This is a genomic window from Pseudomonas sp. LTGT-11-2Z (genome assembly GCF_003691445.1).
Lineage (GTDB): Bacteria > Pseudomonadota > Gammaproteobacteria > Pseudomonadales > Pseudomonadaceae > Aquipseudomonas > Aquipseudomonas monteilii.
Genome location: NZ_CP033104.1, coordinates 1,350,269 through 1,374,319 on the forward strand (window position 1 = coordinate 1,350,269; position 24,051 = coordinate 1,374,319).

Sequence of the window (24,051 nt, forward strand, 5' to 3'; positions counted from 1 at the left end):
GCTATTCCCATTCCTTGGATATGGTCTTGACCATAGTTTCAGTGATCTTCCTGCCGATCTTCAAAAGTGCGGCCTTCTCTTCGAGCATGACGGTGTCATCGCTCATGATGTCTTTCACCAGCAACGCCCCTTTGGACAAAAGCTTGAAGCCATTTGTTGTAGGCTCAATCAACCCGTCCCTGTAGGCGAGCTGCAGGGCAATGGACAGCGCAGGGTCGAATCCCCAGACGGGAAGGGTGATTTGACCGAGTTGTGCAGCAAGAATCAACGTTTCCATGCGTCGAGGCGTTTTCATCGCCCAGTGCATCAGGTGCAGTTTGACCAGGCTGCATTTGCTGCCGTGCCCACAGATCGATAGGATCAGCACCGCTTGGCTGATCTTGTACATCGGTCTGAGTTCGGTCAGAACCGGCATCGGCCTTACGGTGAAGTTGATTGTTGCCATCAGCTGTAGAAGTCCAGTTGGCAGACCGCGAGCCAACGGGCGACTGTTCTGCGCACTATGTCGTCCGTAAGTGTTCCATCAATCAGCAGCTGCTCATCGCCCATCAGCCGATCAGAGAGCCGATCCTTGACCATTTTCACCAGATCGTTGGGGTGACCCGAGGCTGTCAGGCTCCATTCGTCCACATCTTGCTCAAAGCCGTTGAGGGTTTTCGCGACATGAAAATATGTCTGTGGGGCTTTTTCGTACAGCGTCTGGAAAAAGCTGTCGTGATCCAGGAAAGAGTCCTTGGTTTTGCCGAACAGGGCGGCGGTCGCGCGCTCCCCCTTGTCTGACATACGCAGTTGAGTCTTTCGCTGCAAGTTTTCGTCGTAGGCCGTTGTGCTGCTGTTCACCTTGGGAATGGACTGCTTGTCATGGCCGATAGAGATCGGTATCCCGGCAGCTATCCGGTGCTGGTTTATTTCGTGGGTGTAGAACCCGATGTCCTGGACGAGCACGGTGAAATTATCGTCCAAGTGGGGAAGGCCCCACGCTCTTACCTCATCCTGTTTTTTCTGAGCATGGGTCAGCAAGGCATTGTGCGCAATTTCGGGGGTGATGAAATACCAGTCTTTAATTTTGGTATCTCCGAGAATGCCCAGAAGGCTGGTCTGGTTGTCCTTCAGCTTCTTGAGATCTTTTGTGATCTTGTCCTGCTGCTTCTTATTGAGCTCTTTGCGCTCATAGTGCGTGTCTGGGCAATAGCACTGGAAAGCAAGCCCGGTATGTTTGGTAAACCCCTCGATGCCGAAATCGCCCGGCGTTGCAGGAACGTGCTGGTATCCAGCAGCGCCGAATTTTGCCTTCAGGACGAGCTGAAGTGTCGCCTCCCAGGTCGTTCCGTTGAAAGGCCCCATTGGAGTGATAATCAAAGCTCGCCTGCCTTATCACGCGTATCGATTAGTCCATTTCCGAGGGAGCGAATGTCGACCTCGGATATCGCATAGGGTGCTAGGCACCGCGTTAGGCGACGCTATCAAATGGCCAGTGGTAGGTCTACGATTTATCGTTGAATTGACAATCAATTTAACTGGCTATAAATACAGCACTGTTTTTATAACCACTATCCAGTTTTCCTACTCCTACACAAATGATCATGGCAGAAGGATGTCGCTCCAACGGAACACGCGGTGTGGAGGTCAGCGTTTAGGACGTCTGCGCTATATCCTCTTCCAGTTCGCGCACAGCCTTACTGGCTTTGATTTCAAACCTGCGTTCTACCTCTGCGTCGCTCAGCTTAAACGCATCATCGCCTAGCCACATGGCGAGTTTCTCGCGTTTCTGATTGATCGTAAGAGCATCGAGGTTTGGGATGTAGCCATTATCGGCCTTCATGCCTCTCTGCAGTTCGTAGAAGGTCTTGATCAGCGATTTCGGATGGATCTCACCGCTTGGGCAGAATCGGTCTGTAAGCTTTCTGATCGTGTGATTGATGGCTCGCAACTGGGACGTCGTGGTGATCTGGCAGAAATAGGCAGCCCAGCCGAGGCGCTTGCCTTTGAATATGCAGCCAGTAATCCTTAGGTTCAGCTTCCACTGGCAGTAGGCCAGGGCGCGCTCCTTATCGGCAGGTCGTCGAGCTGTTACCAGTTTGTGCCGGTATGCCGTGAAGATTTTGGCGATCGAAGACTCGAACCTGAGGATGCTCTCATGGCGAATGAGCACCTGGTTGCCTTCGATTTGATATCCAAGGAAGCTGAAAGGGTCGGTCAGGCTCTCCACCTTGGATTTCGACCCTGGTTCGAAGTCATGCGGATTGAGCTTCAGGGCTTTCAATTCGGCGATGAGCTCATGAGCGGTAGAGCGTGCCACTCCTGCTGGCCCCAGGATCAGGATGTCGTCAACGTAGCGCTTGTACCAAATTCCTGTCCGGGCCTCGAAAAGGCTATCAATGCCCTGCAGCGCAATCTCTGCGAGCACGTTTGAAATCGCGAGACCTTGCGGCGCTCCTACGGTGGGGCGATCGGCATCCTTACTGCCTCTTGATTCAGGCACCGTGGGCGTTGTGAGTGCGGCGGTGATCAGCTGCCTGAACTCAGTTTTCTGAATTTTCTTCCGCGTCGCGGCTGCTACTAATTCATGAGGTATGGTTGGATAGAATTTTTGAAGATCGATCTTTGCATATTCGGCATACGCGCCAGAGTCGAGCGCCGATTTTAGAGAGTCGATGACTGTCTGGGGGAGGGTGAGTTTGGCATCGGGGAAAACGTCCGATAGGCAATTACACAGTGCGCGTAGGACGATTCTGTCCCTGGCCGTCGGAATGGATATCTGACGAGGCGGCGACGATGCCCCCTTAAGGATCAGTTTTTCTTTGTAGGCAGTGAACCGATACTCCCCCCGGTGCACCTTGTCGACTATGTAGTCGAGCTCTGCAGTCAGCTGTTTATCCAGGCTAGCCGGGCGCATGCGATCGAGGCCGATGGCGCCGGAGTTTTTGATTCTGTCGGTGTAGATCTCTTGGAGACGCTTTCGGGTAAAGATCTTTTTGAAGCTTTTCGCTGCACTCATGGCTTGTTCCAGAAAGCATATAGGCCTACCAGTACCGGTAAGGCATATAACATCGCCGTGATCACAAACCGCATCGTCAGCCAAAATACTGCGGAAAAATACTCGAAGCCTGTTGGCGGCCTAGTGGTTGGGCCTGCAAAAATGCGGGCGATCCGATCATCAATCTCTCGATGATTCTCTGACTCAGCCAGCAGTTCGTCATACCTGTTGATTTGTTCTGAGGTCGGTGCAGGTGGGGGAGTATTGGGCGGGCCGTCAGGTATTCCCCGATGAAGCTTTTGTAGCTCCAGGTAGTTGGTGCGCATCAGCATGGCTCGGCCCCGGAAGTCGCGGTTGGCAACTGCCAGCGAAATGCCGAGCAAGGCAACCGAAAGAATCGTCGCCATGATGTCAGTGTCGGGGCCAAGGATAGTGCTGTGTCTTATGGTCAGCACCCCCAGCGCTGTGCTGAGGATTGCGTACCATACCAACAAGAGTTGCGAGTGAAAGTCCAGCCACTCCAGGCGCTTGTGAGCCTGTATGCGTGCCTTGTAGGTGAACCAGACGCTGTCCTTTTTCACGCACACCTCTCCATAGAAATTGGTGAAGGGGCAGGGGGATTTGAGTACCGTTGAACATCCCGTAGGGATCAGTGGGCCGAAACCCAACAGCCGAAGCTGTTAATTATCAGAACCGCCCTCGTTGGTACGAGAGGAAGAACCCGCCCCTTCGCGGCTGATTCTACAATGCCAGCATGAGGCGCGGAAGGCGCTTCAGTCACTCTTTCGTTGAGCTTCGCCGTCGTCAGTGGCTTGGCTGGTTTTTCGCCTGGCTGCTAAGGCGAGTGGATGATTTGAAAAGTGCTGCTCGTAGGTCTTGAGCAGCGATCTGTTCCCAGATTCCTTGATCATGCTGAGAAGCTCGGAGCCTTCTCGATAGGCGATTGAGTAACGAGTTGTCTTGGCGTTCTCAGCTTCGATCAGTGCTTTGGACGCTGCACTGATGGTCGCATTCGTCCAGAGCTCATAGGTCTGTTTCAAATGGCGAAGATCTTCATTATGTTTGGCAAAATCGCGCAGCACGGGTAGCCGCTTTTTCAGCCACTTCTCGACCTCTGAGTCATCCACCTGGCCAGTAGGCAGGTGGCCTTTGCACTCGATGAACACAGTCCCGGTTCGAGCCTCCACAAGCACATCAACTTCGGCGCGGGCGCCATCAGAGCCGCGCACCAGCTTGTTAATGGAGATGTAGTGTTTCAGGTACGACTCATTTGCCAGCTCGGCGCACAGATATTCGAACAGACAACCACGTAGAGTGCCTTCCGCGCCCTCGATCTTGCTCAGCGCGCTGAACAGCCCATCGATCTTTTCGGGACTTCCCAGGTTGAGGGCGGTGGCCTTGAGTACTGTAGTGGTCTACTAACCCCGGACACCTTTTTAGGCGAAAATGGTCGCCACACAGAGGTGTTCGATGAGCAGACAACGACGTACTTTCACCCCCGAATTCAAGCGCGAGGCAGCCGGCCTGGTGCTCGACCAGGGCTATAGCCTTACTGAAGCCGCCCGGTCGCTCGACTTGGTTGAATCGGCGCTGCGCCGCTGGGTGAATCAACTCCAGTCAGAACGTGGCGGTGCTACGCCAACGAGCAAGGCGCTGACCCCCGAGCAGCAGAAGATCCAAGAGTTGGAAGCTCGGATCAACCGGCTGGAACGGGAGAAATCGATTTTAAAAAAGGCTACCGCGCTCTTGATGGCCGAGGAACACGAGCGCTCGCGTTGATTGATCAGCTCCGCCGCGAGGAGCCTGTCGAATTACTCTGCTCGGTGTTTGAAGTCACTCGCTCGTGTTACTACGCGCATTGCCATAAACGGCGATCTCCGGACGTTGCGCGACTGGCACTGCGCGTTCGGGTTAACGAGCTATTTACACAGAGCCGTAGTGCCGCAGGTAGTCGAACCATCATGTGCATGATGCGCCAAGAAGGCATTCAGATCGGCCGCTTCAAGGTGCGCAAGTTGATGCGCGAAATGAAGCTGATCAGTAAGCAACCGGGTTCACATGCCTACAAGAAGGCCACAGTAGAGCGCCCTGACATCCCGAACGTGCTGGAGCGCGCATTCGATGTTACGGCACCGAATCAAGTATGGTGCGGCGACATCACGTATGTGTGGGCTCAAGGCCAGTGGCACTATGTGGCGGCAGTTATCGACCTTTTTGCACGTCGCATGGTGGGTTGGGCGTTTTCACCCAAACCGGACAGCGAATTGGTCATCAAGGCGCTGGACATGGCGTACGAGCACCGCGGGCGGCCGCAGAATGTACTGTTTCACAGTGATCAGGGCAGCCAGTATGGCAGCCGAGCTTTTCGTCAGCGGTTGTGGCGTTACCGCTTCAAGCAAAGCATGAGCCGCAGAGGTAATTGCCTGGACAATGCGCCTATGGAGCGTTTGTTCCGCAGCCTGAAAACGGAGTGGGTGCCAAGTGTGGGCTACATGAGTGCTGCGCAGGCACAGCAGGACATCGGCAGGTTTCTGATGCAGCGCTACAACTGGGAGCGACCGCATCAGTTCAACGGTGGGTTACCTCCGGCGATTGCCGAGGAAAAACTTAATCCGGTGTCCGGGATTAGTTGACCACTACATGACCGCTTCGATCTTGAATTCTTCAGGGTAACGCTGACGACTCATGGCACCTCCTATTTGGGCCTCATTATGAGGCTTGGAGGTGTCTACGAAACCAGGGGCGATTCATGTTTATCGACATGTTGGGCTTCAAGAAACTGAATTCGGCGGTGACGTCTGACGAGCAGGCGCAGGATTTGCTCGACTTCATGACTGGGAATCAGGAGGTGTTGCTAGACCTTGAGGGCGAGGTGGAGCAGCGCTACAAGCAGGATTCGGTTTTCAACCTATACGAATGGTATCAGCCAAAAAGCGCCTTCATCTCTGACTCTGTCGTTTTGACGTTCAAGCCCAGGGAAGTGGCCAGGGAAACCAATGCCGACAGGGTTCTGATGCACTCAGCCAACGCCCTGATGATTATCATGATGAGACTCGGGGCGTTGATGCACAAATGTCTATTGGACAAGCAGATCACCTTCCGTGGTGGCATATCCAGCCAGTATTGTGACATCCACGGGACTTTCGCCGTTGGGGCTGGGCTCAGCGCAGCCAACGAGGCAGAAGGCAAGGCTGTCTATGCTCGTCTCGCCCTTGCCGATGATGTCGTACGCAACGCAGAGCTCATGGAGTGGATTCGCAAGCTGTTCCGCAAGATGTATGGCGACTCAGAGTTCCTGGTCGAAGAAGACGGGGTGACCTACGTTAACGCGCTCGACTTTATGCTCGCAGCAGGCGATCTGCGAACACCTGCGGTGTCGCATGCAATTCGTGTGCATGAGGGGCGGATCGCTGTGATGGCCGCGCGGGAGCAGATTGAGACCTACCTCGGAGCTCAGAAGGTGTTGGTGGTCGAGATGATCCGCGACTTCTACGCTGCCTACCGTAAGGACTACGCCGATAAGGACTGCAGGAAGAGCAATCGTCGCGTTCTGGAGAAGTATTTCTGGCTTCGTCGCTATCACAACGCGGCGGTTGAGAAGCGCCGGTTCACCGCCTTTGCTATCTGAAGCGCCTCAGGGCAGGATCGTGCCGGCCTGTTCGATCAGGTGCGCTCGGGGCTGCCGGGCGGACGGGTAGGGCGTGCTGATGATCTCGCTGGTCGGTAACGAGTTCATCAATGCGGCTGTGTTGCACGTGGATGGCGGCGGTCGTATCGCCTGATGGCGTTGGAATGAATTGTCTGGGGGCTGGCCTGAAGCAATATCTGGCCGGCCCTTTTCGATTTAGCACGATCCAATTTTCTGGAAAATCGACTTTTCGTAGGGGAGAAGGATGAGCTGATCGCCACCTGCAGGTAGGGCTTTTCGGGGGGGGGCTCAGGCATTGGTATGCAGTGTGTGCGCTACCCAATGGGCATGGGTGCGAGCCATCACGTTTGTGAGTGAGGTCGTGTCAGGATTTCTGGAGGGAGATAGGGAGTTTCGAGGGACTCAGAGCACTAGGCAGAAAGCCAGGAAGTGCTCTAGATCACGGAATGTGGAGCGGGTAGAGGGAATCGAACCCTCACCGATTGCTTGGGAAGCAATAGTTGTACCATTCAACTATACCCGCATGTCTTGCTAGTAAAGCTCGCTCACAAAAGCGGTTGTCCAGTAAGAACCCTCAACTAAAGCTTGGGAAGCTTTCGTTTTACCACTAAACTATACCCGCGTCTGCGCAGCACTTTTTACCAGAACCCTCCACGAATTAGAAGCCCAAGTTATAAAAAAGCTTGTCGGCACCCTATAGCCCGCGGGATCAGCCACAAGGCGCCGATGCGCTCAAATGGCCAATGCATGCTGCCCCTGCTGCCCTTGTTGAACAGGCTGGTAGCGGTGACGCGTTTCACGCACGGTCGGCTTGAGGAAACCGAGCAGGACGCTGCGGGTGTCTTCACAGGCCGTTTTGTTCTCCATGTCCAGGAAGTGGCCAGCGTCACGAATCACGCTGAAATGGCTCTTGCCCACATGCTTGCCGAACTGCCGGGCATCTTCGACCGTGGTGTACTCGTCGCGGTCGCCGTTGACGAACAGCACAGGGATGTCGATATTGCGCGCACCCTCCAGCGCCCGGTCCAGGTCGCGATGCAGCACCTCGTTGATGTGGAAGTGCATCTGCGCGTACTCGTGGCTGTCCAGGCTGCTGACGTGGCGGTAGTTGAAGCGCTTGAACAGTGATGGCAGATGCTTGCCGATGGTGTCGTTGACCAGGTTGCCGACCTGGTAGCGATCGCAGGCGGCCAGGTACTGGCAGCCACGGTCCAGGTAGTCGCGCATCGGTTCGTTGATCACCGGCGAGAAGGAACTCACGACGGCCTTCTTCACGCACCGCGGCTGGTGCGCCAGCGCCAGCAGGGTACTTGCGCCACCCCATGAGAACGACATCACATGGTCGGCCTGGAAGTGCTCGATCAGCTCAAGGAGAATATGCGCCTCGGTCTCCTTGCTGATAAACCGTTCCTGGCGGTTGTGTGGCTTGGACTTGCCGGCATACGGCTGGTCGAACAGCACTACGTTGAACTGCGGGTGCAGGTTACGTACCGTTTGGGCGAACGAGGCCGTGGTGGCCAGCGAACCATTGATCATGATGATCGTATTCTCGGCCGCTTCCGCGCGATAGAACTCCGTGTAAACCCGATACTGACCTTGGATATCAAGTACAGCGATTTCTGGCCTCATGTCATCGACTCCTGGCGCAAAAAGGGTATTCGCGTCACCTAGGGTGCACGTTCTTTATGACAGGTAGGCATTCGCCTGAAGAGTAACCGGGGGGCCCTGTGTCGATCCTTGGCACATGCGTCGACGGTATTGTTTTTGGCGGGCAATTTGCCGTGCCCCAAGGCATCAAGGCCCTGGGTGGCCGGCAAAAGGCGTCTTCGACTGCGGGCGTGACTTGTTAGTCACATGCAGACTGACGATTTGGATTCAAGCAGTGGGCCGGGGATCCTGCAAGTGCCGTTCGGGAGAATTTGTGACTTTTGTCGCTGAGCGGTCGTATGACCACCTTGGGCCAGAACGGGCAGTCTAGACAGTGGCGATTTCATCCGCCGTCAGCTCGCGAAACGCCCCCGGAGCCAAATCAGGATCCAGGCGAATCGCGCCCATGCTTTCCCGGTGCAACCCCACCACCTTGTTGTCGAAGAACCCGAACATGCGTTTGACCTGGTGATAGCGCCCTTCGACGATCGCCAGCCGCGCCTGGCGCGGGCCGAGGATGTCCAGCTGGGCGGGCAGGGTGGTGAGGTCTTCAAAGGCGAAGTAGAAACCCTCACGGAACTTGGCCTCATAGTGCTCGCCAATCTCGTCCTCGGTGTCCACCAGGTAGTGCTTGGGCAGCTTGGTGGCAGGTTGGGTCAGGCGCCGTGACCATTGGCCATCGTTGGTCAGGATCATCAACCCGGTGGTGTTGAAGTCCAGGCGCCCGGCTATGTGCAGGTCGCCTCGCAATGCTTCGGGCAGCAGGTCGAGCACTGTAGGGTGCTGCGGGTCCTGGGTGGCGCTGACGCAGCCCGTGGGTTTGTGCAGCATCAGGTAGCGCGCCGGTCGGCCAGCCTGCAGCACCTGGTCGTCCAGTTCCACGCGGCTGAATTCGCGTACCTCGGTCAGCGGGTCGCTGACCACCTGCCCATCTACCCGCACACGACGTTGTACCAGCATCAGGCGGGTTTGTTGGCGGTTGAGGCTGGGCAGGTTGGCAAGGAAGCGGTCGAGGCGCATTGCAACAGGTCAGTGAGAAGTGGTTGATCGAAGTTGTTCTTCAACGGCCGCGCAGCGTGGGCACAGGCAGGCTTTGTCGCGTAATTCGGCGGGCAGGGCCTGGAGCACCGCCGGGTCGATACTCACGCTGTAACACCAGCAGGCCTGGGTGGCGCGGCGTGGGTCGGCCAGGCTGCACTGGTTGAGGGCACCGCAAGCGGGGCAGTGTTGGCTGTCATTCATCTTGGGTTTCACTGCAGACGCGGTTACGGCCGGCCTGCTTGGCACGATAGAGCGCTCGGTCGGCGCGGGTCAGCAGGGCGTGCAGGGTATCTCCCGGTTGCAGGTTGCTCAGGCCGATGCTGGTGGTCAGGCGCAGGGGTTGTTCGTCGTAGCTGAACGTGAGCTGTTCGGTGCGGCGGCGGATCTTTTCCGCAACCTCGATGGCCTGCCGACCCTCGGCTTCACGCAGCAGCACGATGAACTCCTCGCCGCCCCAGCGGCAGAGTATATCCGATTGGCGCAGGCTGCCCTGCAGCACATTGGCGAACTGGCGCAGCACTTCGTCGCCTGCCAGGTGGCCGTGGGTGTCATTCAGCGCCTTGAAGTGGTCCAGGTCGATCAGCAGCGCCACCAGCGGCCCACTGTCGCGCTTGGCTTCGTGCAACGCCTGGGCGGCGAGCAAGTCGAAACTGCGCCGGTTGGGCAGGCTGGTAAGGCTGTCGAGCGTGGCCAGGGCCTCGGTGCTGGCCTGATGACGGCGCACCATGGCATGCACCAGCGCCAGCACCACCAAGGTGATCATCGTGCAGATGGCCAGGTTCAGGTACAGGGAATGGCGAATGCGGTCGAGGGCGCCGGTTTCGCGCTTGTCCACCAACAGGTACCAGTCCAGCTCGGGCAGGTGACGCACGTTGAGGAAGTGGCTGTGGTTGTCGCTGTCGTGGTACTCGTGGCTGCCTTCGCCGGGTACAAGCTGTTCGGCCAGCACATCGCTCAATTCGGCGTTGTCGCTCAGTGGCTGGCCGACCCGCAAACCGTGCGGGCCACCTTCGGAACCGGTCAGCAACACTTTGCCTTTGGCATCGACAAACAAGACCGACCGCTGGTAGCGGCGCTGGTACTGGTCGATCAGCTTGACCACCGAGGACACACTCAGCCCCACCCCGGCAGCGCCAATGAAGCGGTGCTGGTAGTCGTGCACCTGGTAGTTGATGAACACGGTCAGGCTGTCCTGGTTGGCCATGTCGAGGTCGACGTTGATCTCGTAGGGGGCCTTGAGGTTGCGCAGGCGGAAATACCAGGCATCGCGCCATGTGCCGGCTTGCACCTGCTTGAGCACGCCCTTGGCTTGATAGTAGGTGAGGGTGCGGTCGGAGACGAAGAACGAGGTGAAGGTGTCCTGCTTGCCCATGACCTCGCCCAGGTAGCGTGTCATGCGCTGGGTGTCCTTTTCGCCCGACAGTACCCAGTCACGCAAAAAAGTATCCTGGGCCATCATCGAGGCGATCAGCACCGGGCGAATCAGGTCTTTCTGGATTTCCGAGTAGACCGTGTCGGAGGTCAGTGGCAATTCGGTATTGATAATGCCGTCGCGGATGGCGCTGCGCGAGGAGAAGTAGCTGAGCAGCGAGGTAGCAAGGAAGCCGCAGGCCAGCAGCACCAGCAGGGTAACGATCAGCGAGCGCTGCGAGAACAGAGCGGAACGTGAGGGCATGATCTTCCCATGATGTGTGCCGAGCCGCCCATTCTAGTGAGATGACCGATAAATGACTGCAAGTTTTTAGGGGCTATCGCACCTGTATCAAATTGTTGCAGAAATGGCACTGCACCTCGGCGTCGCTGTCTTATTCGGTGTCGATGAACGCATCACGCATCGATGCTCGCCAGCGCCGCTGTTCGGGCACTCCAGCGGTCCAGGAGGCCGCCATGTCCTATCGAATCCTGTTGATCGCCCTGCTGGGGCTGATGACTTCCGCCTGCGCCCCGTACTACGAGAGCGGGGGCTATTACCGTTCGGACTACTACTCCACCGACCGTTACGTCTCGCCAGGCTATTACCGTTATGACCGCTACTACGTCACGCCGCAACCGCGCTATTACTACCAGCCGGCGCCACGCTATTACTACCGGCCAGCCCCCGCGCCACAATACCGGCCGTATCCGCAGCCGGGGATGAACCGTTGGCATGGCAACCCCCGCTACGACTATGGCAATCGTCAACGGCAAGACTACAGGCAAGACCGGGATCGCCATGATTATCGTGATGGCAGCCAGCGCTACCAGCGTGGCGATTCGCATTCCAATAGGCAGGGGAATGGTGGCGGGCGTTGGGATGGCCAGCGTGGCCAAGGGCAAGGAGGCAACTGGCGGCGGTAAGGTGAAGTGAAGCGGGGGCGCTTTGCGCCCCATCGCCGGCAAGCCTAACCCAGATCTGCCAATGGGTGCCGCCCCTCCCACACCTTGGCAAAATGCGCCTCGACCACCGCCGCCGGCACCTGCGTCACATCGGGCCAGTGCCAGTGCGGCTGGTCGTCCTTGTCCAGCAGGCGGGCGCGTACGCCTTCGCTGAACTCGGGGTGACGGCAACAGTTCAGGCTCATGCTGTATTCCATCTGGAACACCTGTGCCAGCGACAGATACCGTGCCCTGCGGGTTTGCTCCCAGACCAGGTGCGCCGTCAGTGGGCAACCCTGATGCAGCCGTTGGCCGGCATCGGCCAGCAGCGGGTCGTCATGGTGCTTGAGCCCTTCCAGCGCACGCCAGGCCGCCGCCGCATCGGCCACGTCGAGCAACGCATCAATCACCTGCCGCCTTGGCAACCACTGGGCCTCGGGCAACTCGGCACAGGCGCGGTGCTGTTCGGCCTTGAGCAGGCTGTTCAGCTGCAGGGCGGTCTGCTCTTGCCAGTTCAACTGCAGCAGTTCTTCGATCAATGCCTCCTGCTGGTACTCGCCCAGTAAGCGGTCGGCCAGGCCCAGGTCAAGGGCATCGCGGGCGTTGATCGGTGCCCCCGTCAGCCCCAGGAACAACCCCAGCTTGCCCGGCAGCCGTGCCAGAAACCAGCTCGCGCCCACATCCGGGTACAGGCCAATGCTGATTTCCGGCATGGCCAGCCGGCTGCTGGGTGTGACGATACGCACGTTGGCCCCCTGCAACAGCCCCATGCCGCCACCTAGCACATGCCCATGTCCCCAGCACAGCAGCGGCTTGGGGTAGGTGTGCAGGGCAAAGTCCAGGCGGTATTCGGCGGCGAAGAAGGCGGCAGCCAGGGGCGGCACGCTGCCGGGGTGGTCGCGGCAGGCTTGTACCAGTGCACGTACATCGCCACCGGCGCAGAAGGCTTTTGCGCCGGTGCCGCGCAGCAGCACGCAGACAACGCCCGGGTCGTGGGCCCAGGCATGCAGTTGTTCGCCCAATACTTCGATCATGGGCAGGTTCAGGGCATTGAGTGCCTTGGGTGCATCCAGGGTGGCAATGCCGATGCGGGCGCCATCGGCGCCGATGAGAACCTCGCAATGAATGGCCATGGACTACCTCGCTCAAGTCATCGCACAAGTATGGCCTGCCTGGCCGAACATGCCGGTTGTCGGTTGGATCGTTTGACAAGCGGGAAGGGCTTACCTAGTGTCGCGCCATTGTTTACGGATTGCCCCATGACTGACGACGATCGCATCAAACTCGAACCCAGCTGGAAGGCTGCACTGCGCGCCGAATTCGACCAGCCCTACATGCATCAGCTGCGAGAGTTCCTGCGCAGCGAATATGCCGCCGGCAAGGAGATCTACCCGCCAGGGCCGCTGATCTTCAATGCACTCAACTCGACACCGCTGGACCAGGTGAAGGTGGTCATCCTTGGCCAGGACCCTTACCACGGGCCGGGCCAGGCGCATGGTCTGTGTTTCTCGGTGCAACCGGGCGTGGCCACGCCGCCGTCGCTGGTCAACATCTACAAGGAACTGCAGCGCGATCTGAACATCCCGATTGCCAGCCATGGCTACCTGCAAAGCTGGGCCGAGCAGGGTGTATTGCTGCTGAACACGACCATGACCGTGGAGCGAGCCAATGCGGCATCGCACGCCAAGAAGGGGTGGGAGTTCTTTACCGACCGGGTTATCCAGGTAGTCAGTGAGCAGTGCCCGAACGTGGTGTTCCTGCTGTGGGGTTCGCATGCGCAGAGCAAACAGAAGCTGATCGATGGAACCAAGCACCTGGTGCTGAAGTCGGTGCATCCGTCGCCACTGTCGGCTTACCGTGGTTTCTTGGGGTGCGGGCATTTCAGCCGGACCAACAGCTTCCTTGAGCAGCGTGGCATGGCGCCGATCAACTGGGCGTTGCCGCCGCTTTGAGGATTACCGGGGCCGTGCAACGGCCCCTAGTGCTGGTTCCTTACCCAATACCTGAACAACGGCTCTGCCAAAAACAGCACGAACAGCAGACGCATCACCTGCAGCGCCGTCACCAGCGGTACCGACAGTTGCAGGGTTTCTGCCGTCAGGCTCATTTCGGCAATCCCGCCCGGCATCATCCCAAGCGTCAGCGAACGCAAATCCAGCGCGGTCATCACGCTTAGTACCCACGCGGCACTGCCGGCAATCGCCATGCATAGCGCCGTGGCTAACAGCGTGCGCCCCAGGAACGACGGTGCGCGGCGGAAGAAGGCGCGGTTGAAGTGGCAAGCCAGGCCGCTGCCTATCAGCCACTGGCCGATCTGGCTGGCACCATTGGGCAGTGCGATTTGCAGGTTGCCGGCCAGGCTGACCGTGGCCGCTACCAGCAATGGCCCGAACAGCCACGGATTGGGCTGGCGCAAGCGTTGCCAGAGCAGCGCAACGACAACGCCCAACGGCGCGATCAAGGCCAGCCAGCTCCAGCTGACGCTGCCCGCGTGGTTCAGTGGCACCCCGTCACCCAGCAAGAACTTGAACAGCGCCGGTACGCACAGCACCACCGCCAGCACCCGCAGGCTTTGCGCCGCAGCCACCTGGCTCAGTACCGCGCCGTTACGTGCGCCGAGGTTGACCATCTCCCCCGAGCCTCCTGGCATGCTGGCGAAAAAAGCCGTGGCGCGGTCTTCACCGGTTTTTCGCAGCAGCCACACGCTGATCACGCTGGACAGGGTCGTGAACAGGGCACCGAAGAAAATCAGCGCAAAATGGCTGCCCACCTGCTCGATCACTGCCGGGGTAAAGTGCAGGCCAATGCCGATGCCGATGATGCACTGCCCGCACTTGCGGCCGTTGGGTATCTCTGACAGTTGCCAGGGCGTCAGGCAGCGCACCAGGATGATGGCCAGCAGCGAGCCGACCATCCACGGCAAAGGCCAGCCGACTCTGCTGGCGATATAACCGCCAGCAAGGCCGACCAGCCCGGTTGCGACAAACAACGGCAACGCGCGATCAGGCATCGGCCAGGGCCCGGCGCTGCTGGCTGCGTTTGCGCCAAATGCGAAGCAGCGGCAAGGCGAGCATCAGCACCACCAGCGCCCACACGCCCATGCTGATCGGGCTCGACCAGAGGATGCCCAGCTCACCGTTGGAAATCGACAGTGCGCGGCGCAGGTTCTGCTCCATCAGCCCGCCGAGAATGAAACCGAGTAGGATCGGCGACAGCGGGAAGTCCAGCTTGCGCAGGATGTAGCCCATGATGCCGATGCCGACCATCAGGAACAGGTCGAAGGTGGTGGCATGCACGGCGTACACGCCGATGGCGGTGATGATGGCGATCACTGGCACCAGCGCCCAGTTCGGCACGGCGAGGATGCGGGTGAAAATGCGGATCATCGGAATGTTGAGGATCACCAGCATGATGTTGGCGATGAACAGCGAGGCGATCAGGCCCCAGACGATGTCTGGCTGCTGTTCGAACAGCAGTGGGCCGGGGGTGATGTTGTACAGGGTCAGGGCGCCGATCATCACGGCGGTGGTGCCAGAGCCCGGTACACCCAGGGTCAGCATCGGCACCAGGGCGCCACAGCACGAAGCACCGATGGCTGTTTCCGGCGCGGCCAGGCCACGGGCATCGCCCTTGCCGAACTTGCCGCTTTCACCCGCCAGGCGCTTCTCGGTCATGTAGGCCACGGCACTGGCCAACGTTGCCCCGGCGCCAGGCAGAACACCCATGATGAAACCAAGCAGACCGCAACGAATGTTCACCACGAACACCGAAGCCGCTTCCTTGAAGTTGAACAGCATGCGGCCGGTAGCCTTGACTGCCTGGTGGCCATGGTGGGTCTTTTCCAGCAGCAGGAGGATTTCGCTGATGGAGAACAGGCCCAGTACCAGCACCACGAACTGGATGCCGTCGGCCAGGTGCACGCTGTCACCGGTGAAGCGGTAGACGCCGCTGTTGGCGTCGATGCCGACCGCTGACAGGAACAGGCCGATCAGGGCAGCAATGAAGGTTTTCAGGGGCTTGTCACCGGCCATGCCGCCCAGGGCGACGATGGCGAACACCATCAGCACGAAGTACTCGGCCGGGCCGAAAGCAATGGCCCATTTCGCCAGCAACGGCGCGAACAGCACCATGCCGCAGGTGGCGATGAAGGCGCCGATGAACGAACTCCATGCCGACAGCGACAGGGCCACGCCGGCCAAGCCCTGTCGGGCCATCGGGTAACCGTCGAGGGTGGTCATCACGGTCGAGGCCTCGCCCGGGATGTTCAGCAGGATCGAGCTGATACGCCCACCGTACTCGCAACCCAGGTACACCGCCGCCAGCAGGATCAGCGCCGACTCCGGTGGCAAGCCCAGGGCGAAGGCGATGGGAATCAGCAGGGCCACGCCGTTGATCGGGCCCAGGCCTGGCAGCAGGCCGACCACGGTGCCGATCAGGGTGCCGGAGAGGGCGGTGACCAGGTTGTAGGGGGACAGGGCGACGCCGAAGCCCTGGCCCAGGTAGCTCAAGGTATCCATGTGTCAGTTCTCCAGTACGCTCAGCAGGCCAAGGGGCAGGGGCACGTCCATTACGCGGTCGAACAGCCAGTAGAGAAAGACGCTCATGCCGACCACCACCATGGCACTGTGCAGCCAGCGACCGCCGTACAGCCGGGCCATGGGTATACCGACCAGCATGGCGCTGAGAATGAAGCCCAAAGGCTCGAAGGTGGCGGCGAAAACAACCAACAGGCCAACGCAGGCGGCGATCTTGGTCAGGGTTTCGCGGTCCAGTTCCGGTTCGTCGTCCTTGCGCACGATGGGCGTAGGGCGAAACACCAGGTACAGCAGGCCAAGGCTCATCAGGCCGAGCATCAGCAGCGGGTAGGCGCGTGGGCCGACCGGCTCATAGGAAAACGCCGCCTGGTAGGGCAAGGCCATCACGGCCAAAGCGGCGCACACCGCCAGCAGGGCCAGGGCGAAGATGCGTTGCAGGATCATAGGGAAAGGCCTCGTTTGTGGGAGCGGGCTTGCCCCGCGAACACCGGCGAAGCCGGTGCCATGCACCGCGGTGCCTTCTTCGCGGGGCAAGCCCGCTCCCACAGGTATCTGTGAAAGGTTGTGGATGACTTACTGAATCAGCCCAAATTCCTTAGCCAATGCCTTGTAGTCAGCCACTTGCTTCTTCACATAGCCGTCCAGCTCGTCGCCGGTCATGGCGAACGGGAACAGCTCGCGCTGGTCACGCAGCTTGGCGAAGTCTTCCGAGGCCAGCATCTTGTCGAACGAAGCTTTCCACCAGGCGTAGTCCTCGTCGCTCACCTTTGGCCCCAGGTAGAAACCGCGTACTACCGGCCAGACAATGTCGTAGCCCTGTTCCTTGGCCGTGGGGATGTCTTTCATCTCGGGCTCGTCCAGGCGGTTTTCCGAGAACACCGCAAGGATGCGCATGTTGCCGCTCTGAATATGCGGCATGGAGTCGGAGATGTCGGTCGAGCCAACCTGGATATGGCCACCCAGCAACGCCGTGGCAATTTCGCCACCGCCTTCCAGGGCCACGTAGCGCAGGTCACGCGGGTTGATGCCGGCAGCCTTGGCGATCAGGGCGGTCTGCATCCAGTCCTGGCTGCCCACGGTGCCGCCAGAGCCGATCACCACTTTGCTCGGGTCTTTCTTCAGCGCCGCGACCAGGTCGTCGAGGGTTTTGTAAGGGGAGTCGCTTTTCACCGCGATGGCGCCATAGCTGGTACCGACAGCGGCCAGCCACTTCACCGCGTTCTCGTCGAAGCGGCCGAACTTGCCTTGTGCCAGGTTCAGCAGCGAACCACTGGACCAGGCCACCAGGGTGCCGGCATCGGCCGGGCGCTGGGCGACCACGGCGTTGTAGGCCACCGCGCCGACACCGCCGGGCATGTAGGTGACGCGCATCGGCTTGCTGAGGATCTTTTCCTGCACCAGGGCGCTTTGCACCAGTTTGCAGGTCAGGTCGAAGCCACCGCCGGGCGAGGCGGGGGCGATGCATTCGGGGCGTTTCGGTTCGGCAGCGAGGGCATTGCCGGCCAACAGCAGGCAGCCGGTAGCGAGGACGAGGCGGCGCAGTGAAAAGGTCATCGTCTATCTCCGTGAGCGTTGTTGTTATTGGGTTACCACAGGGCGACGCTGTAGCTCACCAGCAGCCGCACTTCGTCCGCGTCACGGGCGAAGTTGGAGCGGAAGGTGGCGTTGCGCAGGCGCACGGCGACGTTCTTCAACGGGCCGCTTTGTACCACGTACTTGAGCTCGGTGTTGCGTTCCCACTCCTTGCCCTCGCCGCCGGCGGCGCGGCTGACGTTGTCGCCACTGATGTAGCGGGTCATGAAGGTCAGACCGGGCACGCCGAGTGCGGCGAAGTTGTAGTCGTAGCGCGCTTGCCAGGAACGCTCGTCGGCGCCGGCGAAGTCGTTGATCTGGACGAAGTTGACCAAGTAAGGGTCGGCACCATCGACATACGGGAAGGCGCTGTCCCCTGACAGCTGCTGCCAGGCGGCGCTGACCTTGTGCCCGCCCAGGGCGTAGCTGAGCATGCCGTTGACGGTGGTGTTGTCGATGTTGCCCGCCTTGGCCGCACCGGCGTCGTCGCTCACGGCCAGGCGCAGGTCGGCGCCAAAGGTGCCCGGGCCCCACGGCTGGGTGGCGACCATGCCGATGAAGTGCTGGCGGTAGATGTCGTCGAGCTGGGCGAAGTGATAGCTGCCGGTGATGCGGTCGGTGAACTGGTAGTCCAGCCCGCCCAGGGCCAGGTTGTCGGCGCTGAAGCTGCCACCGAAGCGGCCGTTCTTGTTGTTCAGCGCCAGGTCTTCCCAGTTGGTGTCGTTGCGGTCCTTGGCCTTGTCCAGGCGACCGCCAGTGAAGGTCAGGCCCTTGATTTCCTTCGAGGTGAGCAGGCCACCTTCGAACGTTTGCGGCAGGATGCGCCCGTCGTTGGGCTGCAGGGTTGGCAGCTCGGGGATCAGGGTGCCGATCTTCAGTTCGGTCTGGGAAATCTTCACCTTGCCGGTCAGGCCGAGTTTGGAATACTCATCGGCGGCTTTGCCATCATCGTGGGTCGGCAACAGGCCGGTGTCGGTGCGGTCGGGGCTGGAATCGAGCTTGATGCCGAGCATGCCCAGTGCATCCAGGCCAAAGCCTACGGTGCCATCGGTGTAGCCGGACTCGAAGTTGAGGATGAAGCCCTGGGCCCACTCGTCGCGCTTGGATTGCTGCGCGCTGGTGCCGTCGCGGAAGTCGCGGTTGAAGTACATGTTGCGGGTTTCGAAGGTTGCCGTGCTGTCTTCGAAGAAGGCGGCCTGGCTCATCGGGGCGACACCGGCAAGCGCAAGGGCGCTGGCGATGGCGGAGGGGCGTGCGGCAAAGGAACGGGTAGGCGCGAACGCCTGCGGCTGCGATGACAGCATCGTCGATGACTCCGTTTATTGTTCTTATTCGTTGCACCTTGCTGGTGCTTTTTTCGGCGCGAAGGGCGACCGTGGTGCGATGCTAGGTAACGAACCTTTCGCTAACCTTTCAGCGTGAAAGGTTTGTTACGAGGGGCTTCACAGGCTTAGCGACAGCGGTACACTCCGCGCCAACCGCCCCACCCGAGCAGGGAGAATCCGATGCGTGTGCTGCTGGTCGAAGACCATCTGCAACTGGCCGAAAGCGTGGCCCAGGCCTTGAAAAGCCACGGCCTTACCGTGGATGTGCTGCATGACGGCGTGGCTGCCGACCTGGCCCTGGCCAGCGAGGAATACGCCGTGGCCGTGCTGGATGTCGGCTTGCCGCGCATGGATGGCTTTGAGGTGCTGGCGCGCCTGCGCGGCCGTGGCAAGACTGTCCCGGTGCTGATGCTGACCGCGCGCAGCGACGTCAAGGACCGGGTTCATGGCCTGAACCTGGGGGCAGACGACTACCTGGCCAAACCGTTCGAGCTGACCGAGCTGGAAGCGCGGGTGAAGGCGTTGCTGCGCCGCAGTGTGCTCGGTGGCGAGCGCCAGCAGCGTTGCGGGCCGCTGGTCTACGACCTGGATACCCGGCGCTTTGCCCTTGGCGACGACAACCTGACCCTGACGTCGCGCGAGCAAAGCGTGCTGGAAGCGCTGATCGCACGCCCTGGTCGGGTGATGAGCAAGGAGCAACTGGCTGCCCAGGTGTTCGGCCTGGATGAAGAAGCCAGCCCGGATGCCATCGAAATCTATATCCACCGGCTGCGCAAAAAGCTCGACGGCCACCCGGTGGCCATTGTCACCTTCCGTGGGCTGGGCTACCTGCTAGAGCACCGCGATGCGTGACAACGGCAGCTTGCGCGGGCGCCTGCTGGGCAACCTGGCCCTGCTGCTGGTGGTGCTGATGCTGGCCAGCGGCCTGAGCGCCTACTGGAATGGCCGTGAGGCCGCCGATACCGCTTACGACCGCACCCTGCTGGCCTCGGCGCGCACCATCGCCGCTGGCCTGTCGCAGCGTGACGGCTCGCTGAGCGCGGATGTGCCTTACGTGGCTTTGGATACGTTCGCCTACGACAGCGCCGGGCGCATCTACTACCAGGTACTGGACATCAAGCAGCGGCTGATCTCCGGCTACGAGAACCTGCCACCGCCGCCGCCCGGCACGCCGCGCACTGACGATTACCCGGCGCTTGCGCGGTTCTACAACGCCACCTATCTGGGCCAGGATGTGCGGGTGGTCAGCCTGCTGAAGGCAGTGACCGAGCCGAACATGAACGGCATGGCGGAAATCCGCGTGGCCGAGACGGAGGAGGCGCGGGTGCGCATGGCCCGTGGGCTGATGGCCGACACCCTGTTGCGCCTGGGTATGCTGGCGCTGGGTGCGTTGGTGATGGTGTGGTTTGCCGTGAGTGCGGCATTGCGGCCCCTGGAGCGCCTGCGCACGGCGGTGGAAGAGCGCCAGCCAGATGACTTGCGGGCCTTGCCGGTGGTGCAGGTGCAGCGTGAGCTCGGCCCGCTGGTGCGAGCCTTGAACCACTTTACCGAGCGCCTGCGCGGCCAATTCGAGCGCCAGGCGCAGTTCATTGCCGATGCCGCCCATGAATTGCGTACGCCGCTGGCTGCCTTGAAGGCGCGGGTGGAGCTGGGCCTTCGCTCGTCCGAGCCGCAAGCGTGGCGGCAGACGCTGGAATCTGCGGCGCAAGGCACTGACCGCCTGACCCACCTGGCTAACCAGCTGTTGTCGTTGGCACGGGTGGAGAACGGAGCACGGGCAATTGCCGAGGGCGGCGCGCAGCGCCTGGACCTGAGCCAGCTGGCCCGTGAGTTGGGCATGGCCATGGCCCCGTTGGCACACAAACGCGGCGTTGCGCTGGCCCTGGAGGCCGAGGCGCCTGTGTGGCTGAAGGGTGAGCCGACGCTGCTCAACGAGCTGTTGAGCAACCTGGTGGACAATGCCCTGGCGCACACGCCAGAGGGTGGCAATGTGATCTTGCGGGTGGTGGCGCCGGCGGTGCTGGAGGTGGAAGACGACGGGCCGGGTATTCCCGAGGCTGAGCGTGAGCGGGTGTTCGAGCGGTTCTACCGGCGCAGTGCGCAAGGGAGCGGGCTTGGGCTGGCGATTGTCGGTGAGATCTGCCGGGCGCACCTGGCGCAGGTAAGCCTGCATGATGGCGAGAACGGCGGGCTGCGGGTGCGGGTGAGTTTTATCGCCGATTGATGTGTTGCTGTTCTGGCCCTATCGCCGGCAAGCCAGATAGGGCCAGAACAGGCTGGCACTGCTCAGCGGAACATGCTCCGCGCTTCAAGCAGCTCTTCCACCTCCAGCTCAGTACCAAACGGCAACCCCAGGTGGCGATAAGCCGGCAGCGCCGCCAATGGCCGATGGCGCCCGCGCTGGCTGATGCAGCGGGCGATCTGCACGATATCGATGTAATCGACCTTGTCAGTCTGCCGGTCCAGGTCCTGAACCTGGCTGGGCAGGTTGACCAGTTGCTCCGGAAACTCCCAGGCCTTGAGGATCTTGTCCCCCAGCACCGGCTGGATCTGCTCGATCACGTAATGCAGGCAAACCGGGTCGGACAGCAGTTCGTTGTGCTCTTCGGCGTAAATGAGTACCGGCAGTGCGCCAATCTGGTTGACCAGCCCACCCAAGGTAGCCTGGTCGGGCTTGAGGTGCGTGTAGCGCCTGCAGATTTCGTAGCTGATACCCGCAACTTCCAGGCTGTTGGCCCAGATGTCGCGCAGTTTTTGTTCAACGGCCGGCGCACGGGCATGGAAAATCTGCTCGATCACCAGACCAATGGCCAGGTTGCAGCTGTAATTGATGCCCAGCCGCGTGATGGCAGTGTGCAGGTCGGTGACCTCGACCGCTGCACGCAGCAGCGGGCTGTTGACTACCTTTATCAGGCGCGCAGAAAGGGCCGCATCGCGACCGATCACCTTGCTCAGGGCCGCTACGCTGATCTCGCTGTCTTCCGCTGCTTCGCGGATGCTCAAGGCAACCTCTGGCAGGGTCGGCAGGACCAGGTCATCCTTTTCGATGGCATCGAGCAACTGTGCTTGAACCATCTCGGCCAGCTTGTTCATGGGCGTGTCTACCGCAGTGGTGGTGCGGCCCCGCCACAAGGGCGGGGCAGGCTGGTCAGCGCTGGATTTCCCGGTCGCGGTCCAGTTCGTAAGGCAGGGTCAGTACCTGCAGGCGCGGGCCTTCGAGGCTCCCCAGGTGCAGGTTGTCATCTTCCACTGCCTCGGCGCTGAGCACCGCAAGCAGTTCACAGCCTGCGCCGTTGCCAGCAGCAATGACCACCTCACCGACCGACGAACCATGGGTGGGCGAGAAAATTTCGGCACCCGGTGCCGGGATGGCCTGCTGGTCCAGTGCCAGGCGGTACTGGCGGCGTTTGAGCTTGCCCAGGTACTGCATGCGGGCGACGATTTCCTGGCCGGTGTAGCAGCCTTTCTTGAAGCTGACACCATCGACGGCTTGCAGGTTGATCATCTGCGGGATGAACAGCTCACGGGTCGGCCCCATGACCTGGCCGATACCGGCGCGAACCTGCCCAAGCAGCCAGTCGTTGAGGTTGCCCTCGGGCAGGGCGCCGACGAGGGCCTGGCGCACGGTGTCGGCGTTGTCTGCCGGCACCCACAGTTCTACGCGGCCTGCAGAAACGGCAATGGCAATCAGGCCCTCATGGCGCACGGTGCTGCCGGCAGCTGCGGGCACGTCGAGCCCCAGCGCCTGCAGCGCAGCTTCGCCACCTTGCAGGCCAAAGCGTGCCCAGGCGGCGCTTTCGTCGGTCAGCGTGGCCTTGGAGAACACTGCGTACTTCTTCAGGTCGGCCAGTTGCGCATCGAGCAGTTCACTGGCCATGGCCAGCAGGTAGCCGTTGCCTTCGGGCAGGATGCGGAAGCTGGACTGCATGCGCCCCTTGACCATGCAGCGGGCGCCGAGGCTGGCGTGTTCCTGGCTGAGGTAGTTGATGTTGCAGGTCAGCTGGCCTTGCAGGAACTTGCCTGCATCGGAGCCGCGGACGGCGAGGATGCCCTCGTGGGACAGGGGGCAGAAGAAAGCGGAATCGGCCATGGGTCATCGCGGTGGCTAAAGACTGGCGGCCATCATAGAACGCCGGTAACAAAATAGGTAGGTGACTAGACCAACGCCCGGTGTCGCTTCGCGTGCCTGGCTGTATACTGGCGGGCCATTCGAGGAGGGCCCCATGGTCGAACAAACTGAACTCAACCGGCTTTTCTGGCACAGCCGCCGTGGCATGCTGGAACTGGACGTGCTGCTGGTGCCTTTCACCCAGGAAGTCTACCCCACCCTCAACGAGACCGACCGCGAACTGTACGTGCGTCTGTTGAGTTGCGAGGATCAGGACATGTTCGGCTGGTTCATGGAGCGCACCGAGTCTGAAGACCCGGAGCTGCAGCGCATGGTTCGCATTATCCTGGACCGTGTCCAGCCCAAGTGAGTGCTTCGAGTGCCGCTGGCAAGGCTCGCGCCTGCTGCTAGCGGCCTATCTGGTGTGCCAGGTACTGGCGTGGCTTGCCGTGTGGGCGAGCCCGCTGCCCGGGTGGCTGGCCCTCTCTGTTATCGCCGTCTGTATTGCCCACGCTGGCTGGGCCATTCCCCGACGTATCTTGTTGACGCATGAGCATGCCGTTGTTGGCTTGCGCCGTGATGTGCGTGGCTGGCAGGTGCTCAGCCGTGCCCGTGGCTGGCAGCCGGTGCGTTTGTGCCGGGACAGCGTGGCGTTGCCGGGGCTGGTGGTGTTGCGCTTTGAACGGGCAGGGCGCTGGTTGGGGCAGAGCCAATGCGTACCGAGGGATGCACTAGGGGCTGATGAGCACCGGCGCTTGCGGGTGCGGTTGAAGTTCAGCCGGCGCAGGTGGGCAGAGGTGGGGGCGAGTCAGGGCTGACAGGTGTTCGCCGTGGCAGCTTCA

The 24,051-nt window shown here is 60.6% G+C and carries 25 protein-coding genes and 1 tRNA gene; 8 read left to right on the forward strand and 18 right to left on the reverse strand.

Going from position 1 to position 24,051, the window contains the following annotated elements; translation table 11 throughout:
- Position 1: 1 nt before the first annotated feature.
- The 5 genes from D8767_RS06155 to D8767_RS06175 form a co-directional block, all read right to left on the reverse strand.
- Positions 2-445 (reverse strand): hypothetical protein, encoded by a 444-nt coding sequence (locus D8767_RS06155; protein ID WP_016713672.1) that lies wholly within the window; start codon positions 443-445, stop codon positions 2-4.
- A complete protein-coding gene (locus tag D8767_RS06160) occupies positions 445-1,359 on the reverse strand; it encodes a hypothetical protein (protein WP_029380279.1) in 915 nt (304 codons plus the stop codon). Before D8767_RS06160 ends, D8767_RS06155 begins: the two co-directional genes overlap by 1 nt.
- Before the next feature lie 274 nt (positions 1,360-1,633).
- On the reverse strand, positions 1,634-2,998 hold the full coding sequence (locus D8767_RS06165) for a reverse transcriptase domain-containing protein (protein WP_121757788.1): 1,365 nt from the start codon (positions 2,996-2,998) through the stop codon (positions 1,634-1,636).
- The gene (locus D8767_RS06170; protein WP_016713675.1) at positions 2,995-3,558 is read right to left on the reverse strand and encodes an SLATT domain-containing protein; all 564 of its coding nucleotides are present in this window, start codon (positions 3,556-3,558) and stop codon (positions 2,995-2,997) included. The genes D8767_RS06165 and D8767_RS06170 overlap by 4 nt, the downstream gene beginning before the upstream one ends.
- 192 nt (positions 3,559-3,750) lie before the next feature.
- Complete coding sequence (locus D8767_RS06175) at positions 3,751-4,206, reverse strand: hypothetical protein (RefSeq protein WP_177412716.1); 456 nt, start codon at positions 4,204-4,206, stop codon at positions 3,751-3,753.
- Positions 4,207-4,447: 241 nt separating this feature from the next.
- Between D8767_RS06175 and D8767_RS06180 the strand changes: the two genes are divergently transcribed.
- Both D8767_RS06180 and D8767_RS06190 read left to right on the forward strand, forming a co-directional pair.
- Positions 4,448-5,610, forward strand: a protein-coding gene (locus D8767_RS06180) for an IS3 family transposase (protein WP_085982910.1) whose coding sequence is annotated in 2 segments (ribosomal slippage) — positions 4,448-4,703 and positions 4,703-5,610 — 1,164 coding nt in all. Because the reading frame shifts where the segments join, the coding sequence is not laid out codon by codon here.
- 116 nt (positions 5,611-5,726) lie between these two features.
- A complete protein-coding gene (locus tag D8767_RS06190) occupies positions 5,727-6,605 on the forward strand; it encodes a hypothetical protein (protein WP_063977594.1) in 879 nt (292 codons plus the stop codon).
- Positions 6,606-7,075: 470 nt separating this feature from the next.
- Here D8767_RS06190 and D8767_RS06195 read toward each other — a convergent pair.
- From D8767_RS06195 to D8767_RS06215, 5 genes are all read right to left on the reverse strand, one after another.
- Positions 7,076-7,149: transfer RNA gene (locus tag D8767_RS06195), tRNA-Gly, on the reverse strand.
- A gap of 209 nt (positions 7,150-7,358) precedes the next feature.
- A complete protein-coding gene (locus tag D8767_RS06200) occupies positions 7,359-8,255 on the reverse strand; it encodes an alpha/beta fold hydrolase (RefSeq protein WP_016713677.1) in 897 nt (298 codons plus the stop codon).
- A gap of 345 nt (positions 8,256-8,600) precedes the next feature.
- Positions 8,601-9,293 (reverse strand): pseudouridine synthase, encoded by a 693-nt coding sequence (locus D8767_RS06205; RefSeq protein WP_016713678.1) that lies wholly within the window; start codon positions 9,291-9,293, stop codon positions 8,601-8,603.
- Between the two features lie 9 nt (positions 9,294-9,302).
- Positions 9,303-9,515, reverse strand: a complete 213-nt coding sequence (locus D8767_RS06210) for a cysteine-rich CWC family protein (protein WP_060497939.1) — start codon at positions 9,513-9,515, stop codon at positions 9,303-9,305.
- Entirely contained in the window at positions 9,508-10,989 is a 1,482-nt protein-coding gene (locus tag D8767_RS06215; protein WP_016713679.1) for a diguanylate cyclase, read from the reverse strand. The genes D8767_RS06210 and D8767_RS06215 overlap by 8 nt, the downstream gene beginning before the upstream one ends.
- A gap of 212 nt (positions 10,990-11,201) precedes the next feature.
- On the opposite strand from D8767_RS06215, the gene D8767_RS06220 reads away from it, so the two are divergent.
- Positions 11,202-11,651: a hypothetical protein gene (locus tag D8767_RS06220; RefSeq protein ID WP_016713680.1), complete on the forward strand. Its 450-nt coding sequence runs from the start codon at positions 11,202-11,204 to the stop codon at positions 11,649-11,651.
- A 44-nt stretch (positions 11,652-11,695) separates the two neighbouring features.
- On the opposite strand, the gene D8767_RS06225 is transcribed toward D8767_RS06220, so the two are convergent.
- Positions 11,696-12,802 carry an enoyl-CoA hydratase/isomerase family protein gene (locus tag D8767_RS06225; RefSeq protein WP_016713681.1) on the reverse strand — a complete coding sequence of 369 codons (1,107 nt, stop codon included), beginning with the start codon at positions 12,800-12,802 and terminating at the stop codon, positions 11,696-11,698.
- A 126-nt stretch (positions 12,803-12,928) separates the two neighbouring features.
- Between D8767_RS06225 and ung the strand changes: the two genes are divergently transcribed.
- Positions 12,929-13,621 carry a uracil-DNA glycosylase gene (gene ung / locus D8767_RS06230; RefSeq protein ID WP_016713682.1) on the forward strand — a complete coding sequence of 231 codons (693 nt, stop codon included), beginning with the start codon at positions 12,929-12,931 and terminating at the stop codon, positions 13,619-13,621.
- A 26-nt stretch (positions 13,622-13,647) separates the two neighbouring features.
- On the opposite strand, the gene D8767_RS06235 is transcribed toward ung, so the two are convergent.
- From D8767_RS06235 to D8767_RS06255, 5 genes are all read right to left on the reverse strand, one after another.
- On the reverse strand, positions 13,648-14,679 hold the full coding sequence (locus D8767_RS06235; protein WP_016713683.1) for an AbrB family transcriptional regulator: 1,032 nt from the start codon (positions 14,677-14,679) through the stop codon (positions 13,648-13,650).
- Positions 14,672-16,186, reverse strand: coding sequence for a tripartite tricarboxylate transporter permease (locus tag D8767_RS06240; protein ID WP_016713684.1), 1,515 nt, complete (start codon positions 16,184-16,186; stop codon positions 14,672-14,674). The genes D8767_RS06235 and D8767_RS06240 overlap by 8 nt, the downstream gene beginning before the upstream one ends.
- A 3-nt stretch (positions 16,187-16,189) precedes the next feature.
- Positions 16,190-16,648, reverse strand: a complete 459-nt coding sequence (locus tag D8767_RS06245; RefSeq protein WP_016713685.1) for a tripartite tricarboxylate transporter TctB family protein — start codon at positions 16,646-16,648, stop codon at positions 16,190-16,192.
- A 129-nt stretch (positions 16,649-16,777) separates the two neighbouring features.
- Positions 16,778-17,758, reverse strand: a complete 981-nt coding sequence (locus D8767_RS06250) for a tripartite tricarboxylate transporter substrate binding protein (RefSeq protein WP_016713686.1) — start codon at positions 17,756-17,758, stop codon at positions 16,778-16,780.
- Positions 17,759-17,790: 32 nt separating this feature from the next.
- Positions 17,791-19,080, reverse strand: coding sequence for an OprD family porin (locus tag D8767_RS06255; RefSeq protein WP_016713687.1), 1,290 nt, complete (start codon positions 19,078-19,080; stop codon positions 17,791-17,793).
- A gap of 201 nt (positions 19,081-19,281) precedes the next feature.
- Between D8767_RS06255 and D8767_RS06260 the strand changes: the two genes are divergently transcribed.
- Positions 19,282-19,953: a response regulator gene (locus D8767_RS06260; protein ID WP_016713688.1), complete on the forward strand. Its 672-nt coding sequence runs from the start codon at positions 19,282-19,284 to the stop codon at positions 19,951-19,953.
- Positions 19,946-21,325, forward strand: coding sequence for a sensor histidine kinase (locus D8767_RS06265; protein WP_016713689.1), 1,380 nt, complete (start codon positions 19,946-19,948; stop codon positions 21,323-21,325). Before D8767_RS06260 ends, D8767_RS06265 begins: the two co-directional genes overlap by 8 nt.
- A gap of 62 nt (positions 21,326-21,387) precedes the next feature.
- On the opposite strand, the gene D8767_RS06270 is transcribed toward D8767_RS06265, so the two are convergent.
- Positions 21,388-22,194, reverse strand: a complete 807-nt coding sequence (locus tag D8767_RS06270) for an HDOD domain-containing protein (RefSeq protein ID WP_025754590.1) — start codon at positions 22,192-22,194, stop codon at positions 21,388-21,390.
- Positions 22,195-22,249: 55 nt separating this feature from the next.
- Complete coding sequence (locus D8767_RS06275; RefSeq protein ID WP_016713692.1) at positions 22,250-23,191, reverse strand: folate-binding protein YgfZ; 942 nt, start codon at positions 23,189-23,191, stop codon at positions 22,250-22,252.
- Positions 23,192-23,324: 133 nt separating this feature from the next.
- Between D8767_RS06275 and D8767_RS06280 the strand changes: the two genes are divergently transcribed.
- Together D8767_RS06280 and D8767_RS06285 are read left to right on the forward strand one after the other, a co-directional pair.
- Positions 23,325-23,579 (forward strand): succinate dehydrogenase assembly factor 2, encoded by a 255-nt coding sequence (locus tag D8767_RS06280; RefSeq protein ID WP_003252043.1) that lies wholly within the window; start codon positions 23,325-23,327, stop codon positions 23,577-23,579.
- Positions 23,563-24,027, forward strand: a complete 465-nt coding sequence (locus tag D8767_RS06285) for a protein YgfX (protein WP_016713693.1) — start codon at positions 23,563-23,565, stop codon at positions 24,025-24,027. Before D8767_RS06280 ends, D8767_RS06285 begins: the two co-directional genes overlap by 17 nt.
- Positions 24,028-24,051 lie beyond the last annotated feature (24 nt).

Excerpts from the sequence above, each read along its gene's own strand:
- D8767_RS06270 (WP_025754590.1), bottom strand. The coding sequence starts at position 22,194 with ATGAACAAGCTGGCCGAGATGGTTCAAGCACAGTTGCTCGATGCCATC.
- D8767_RS06215 (WP_016713679.1), bottom strand. The coding sequence starts at position 10,989 with ATGCCCTCACGTTCCGCTCTGTTCTCGCAGCGCTCGCTGATCGTTACC.
- D8767_RS06240 (WP_016713684.1), bottom strand. The coding sequence starts at position 16,186 with ATGGATACCTTGAGCTACCTGGGCCAGGGCTTCGGCGTCGCCCTGTCC.
- D8767_RS06220 (WP_016713680.1), top strand. The coding sequence starts at position 11,202 with ATGTCCTATCGAATCCTGTTGATCGCCCTGCTGGGGCTGATGACTTCC.
- D8767_RS06280 (WP_003252043.1), top strand. The coding sequence starts at position 23,325 with ATGGTCGAACAAACTGAACTCAACCGGCTTTTCTGGCACAGCCGCCGT.
- D8767_RS06250 (WP_016713686.1), bottom strand. The coding sequence starts at position 17,758 with ATGACCTTTTCACTGCGCCGCCTCGTCCTCGCTACCGGCTGCCTGCTG.
- ung (WP_016713682.1), top strand. The coding sequence starts at position 12,929 with ATGACTGACGACGATCGCATCAAACTCGAACCCAGCTGGAAGGCTGCA.
- D8767_RS06165 (WP_121757788.1), bottom strand. The coding sequence starts at position 2,998 with ATGAGTGCAGCGAAAAGCTTCAAAAAGATCTTTACCCGAAAGCGTCTC.
- D8767_RS06205 (WP_016713678.1), bottom strand. The coding sequence starts at position 9,293 with ATGCGCCTCGACCGCTTCCTTGCCAACCTGCCCAGCCTCAACCGCCAA.
- D8767_RS06190 (WP_063977594.1), top strand. The coding sequence starts at position 5,727 with ATGTTTATCGACATGTTGGGCTTCAAGAAACTGAATTCGGCGGTGACG.
- D8767_RS06245 (WP_016713685.1), bottom strand. The coding sequence starts at position 16,648 with ATGATCCTGCAACGCATCTTCGCCCTGGCCCTGCTGGCGGTGTGCGCC.
- D8767_RS06265 (WP_016713689.1), top strand. The coding sequence starts at position 19,946 with ATGCGTGACAACGGCAGCTTGCGCGGGCGCCTGCTGGGCAACCTGGCC.
- D8767_RS06235 (WP_016713683.1), bottom strand. The coding sequence starts at position 14,679 with ATGCCTGATCGCGCGTTGCCGTTGTTTGTCGCAACCGGGCTGGTCGGC.
- D8767_RS06155 (WP_016713672.1), bottom strand. The coding sequence starts at position 445 with ATGGCAACAATCAACTTCACCGTAAGGCCGATGCCGGTTCTGACCGAA.
- D8767_RS06275 (WP_016713692.1), bottom strand. The coding sequence starts at position 23,191 with ATGGCCGATTCCGCTTTCTTCTGCCCCCTGTCCCACGAGGGCATCCTC.
- D8767_RS06200 (WP_016713677.1), bottom strand. The coding sequence starts at position 8,255 with ATGAGGCCAGAAATCGCTGTACTTGATATCCAAGGTCAGTATCGGGTT.
- D8767_RS06210 (WP_060497939.1), bottom strand. The coding sequence starts at position 9,515 with ATGAATGACAGCCAACACTGCCCCGCTTGCGGTGCCCTCAACCAGTGC.
- D8767_RS06255 (WP_016713687.1), bottom strand. The coding sequence starts at position 19,080 with ATGCTGTCATCGCAGCCGCAGGCGTTCGCGCCTACCCGTTCCTTTGCC.
- D8767_RS06260 (WP_016713688.1), top strand. The coding sequence starts at position 19,282 with ATGCGTGTGCTGCTGGTCGAAGACCATCTGCAACTGGCCGAAAGCGTG.
- D8767_RS06225 (WP_016713681.1), bottom strand. The coding sequence starts at position 12,802 with ATGGCCATTCATTGCGAGGTTCTCATCGGCGCCGATGGCGCCCGCATC.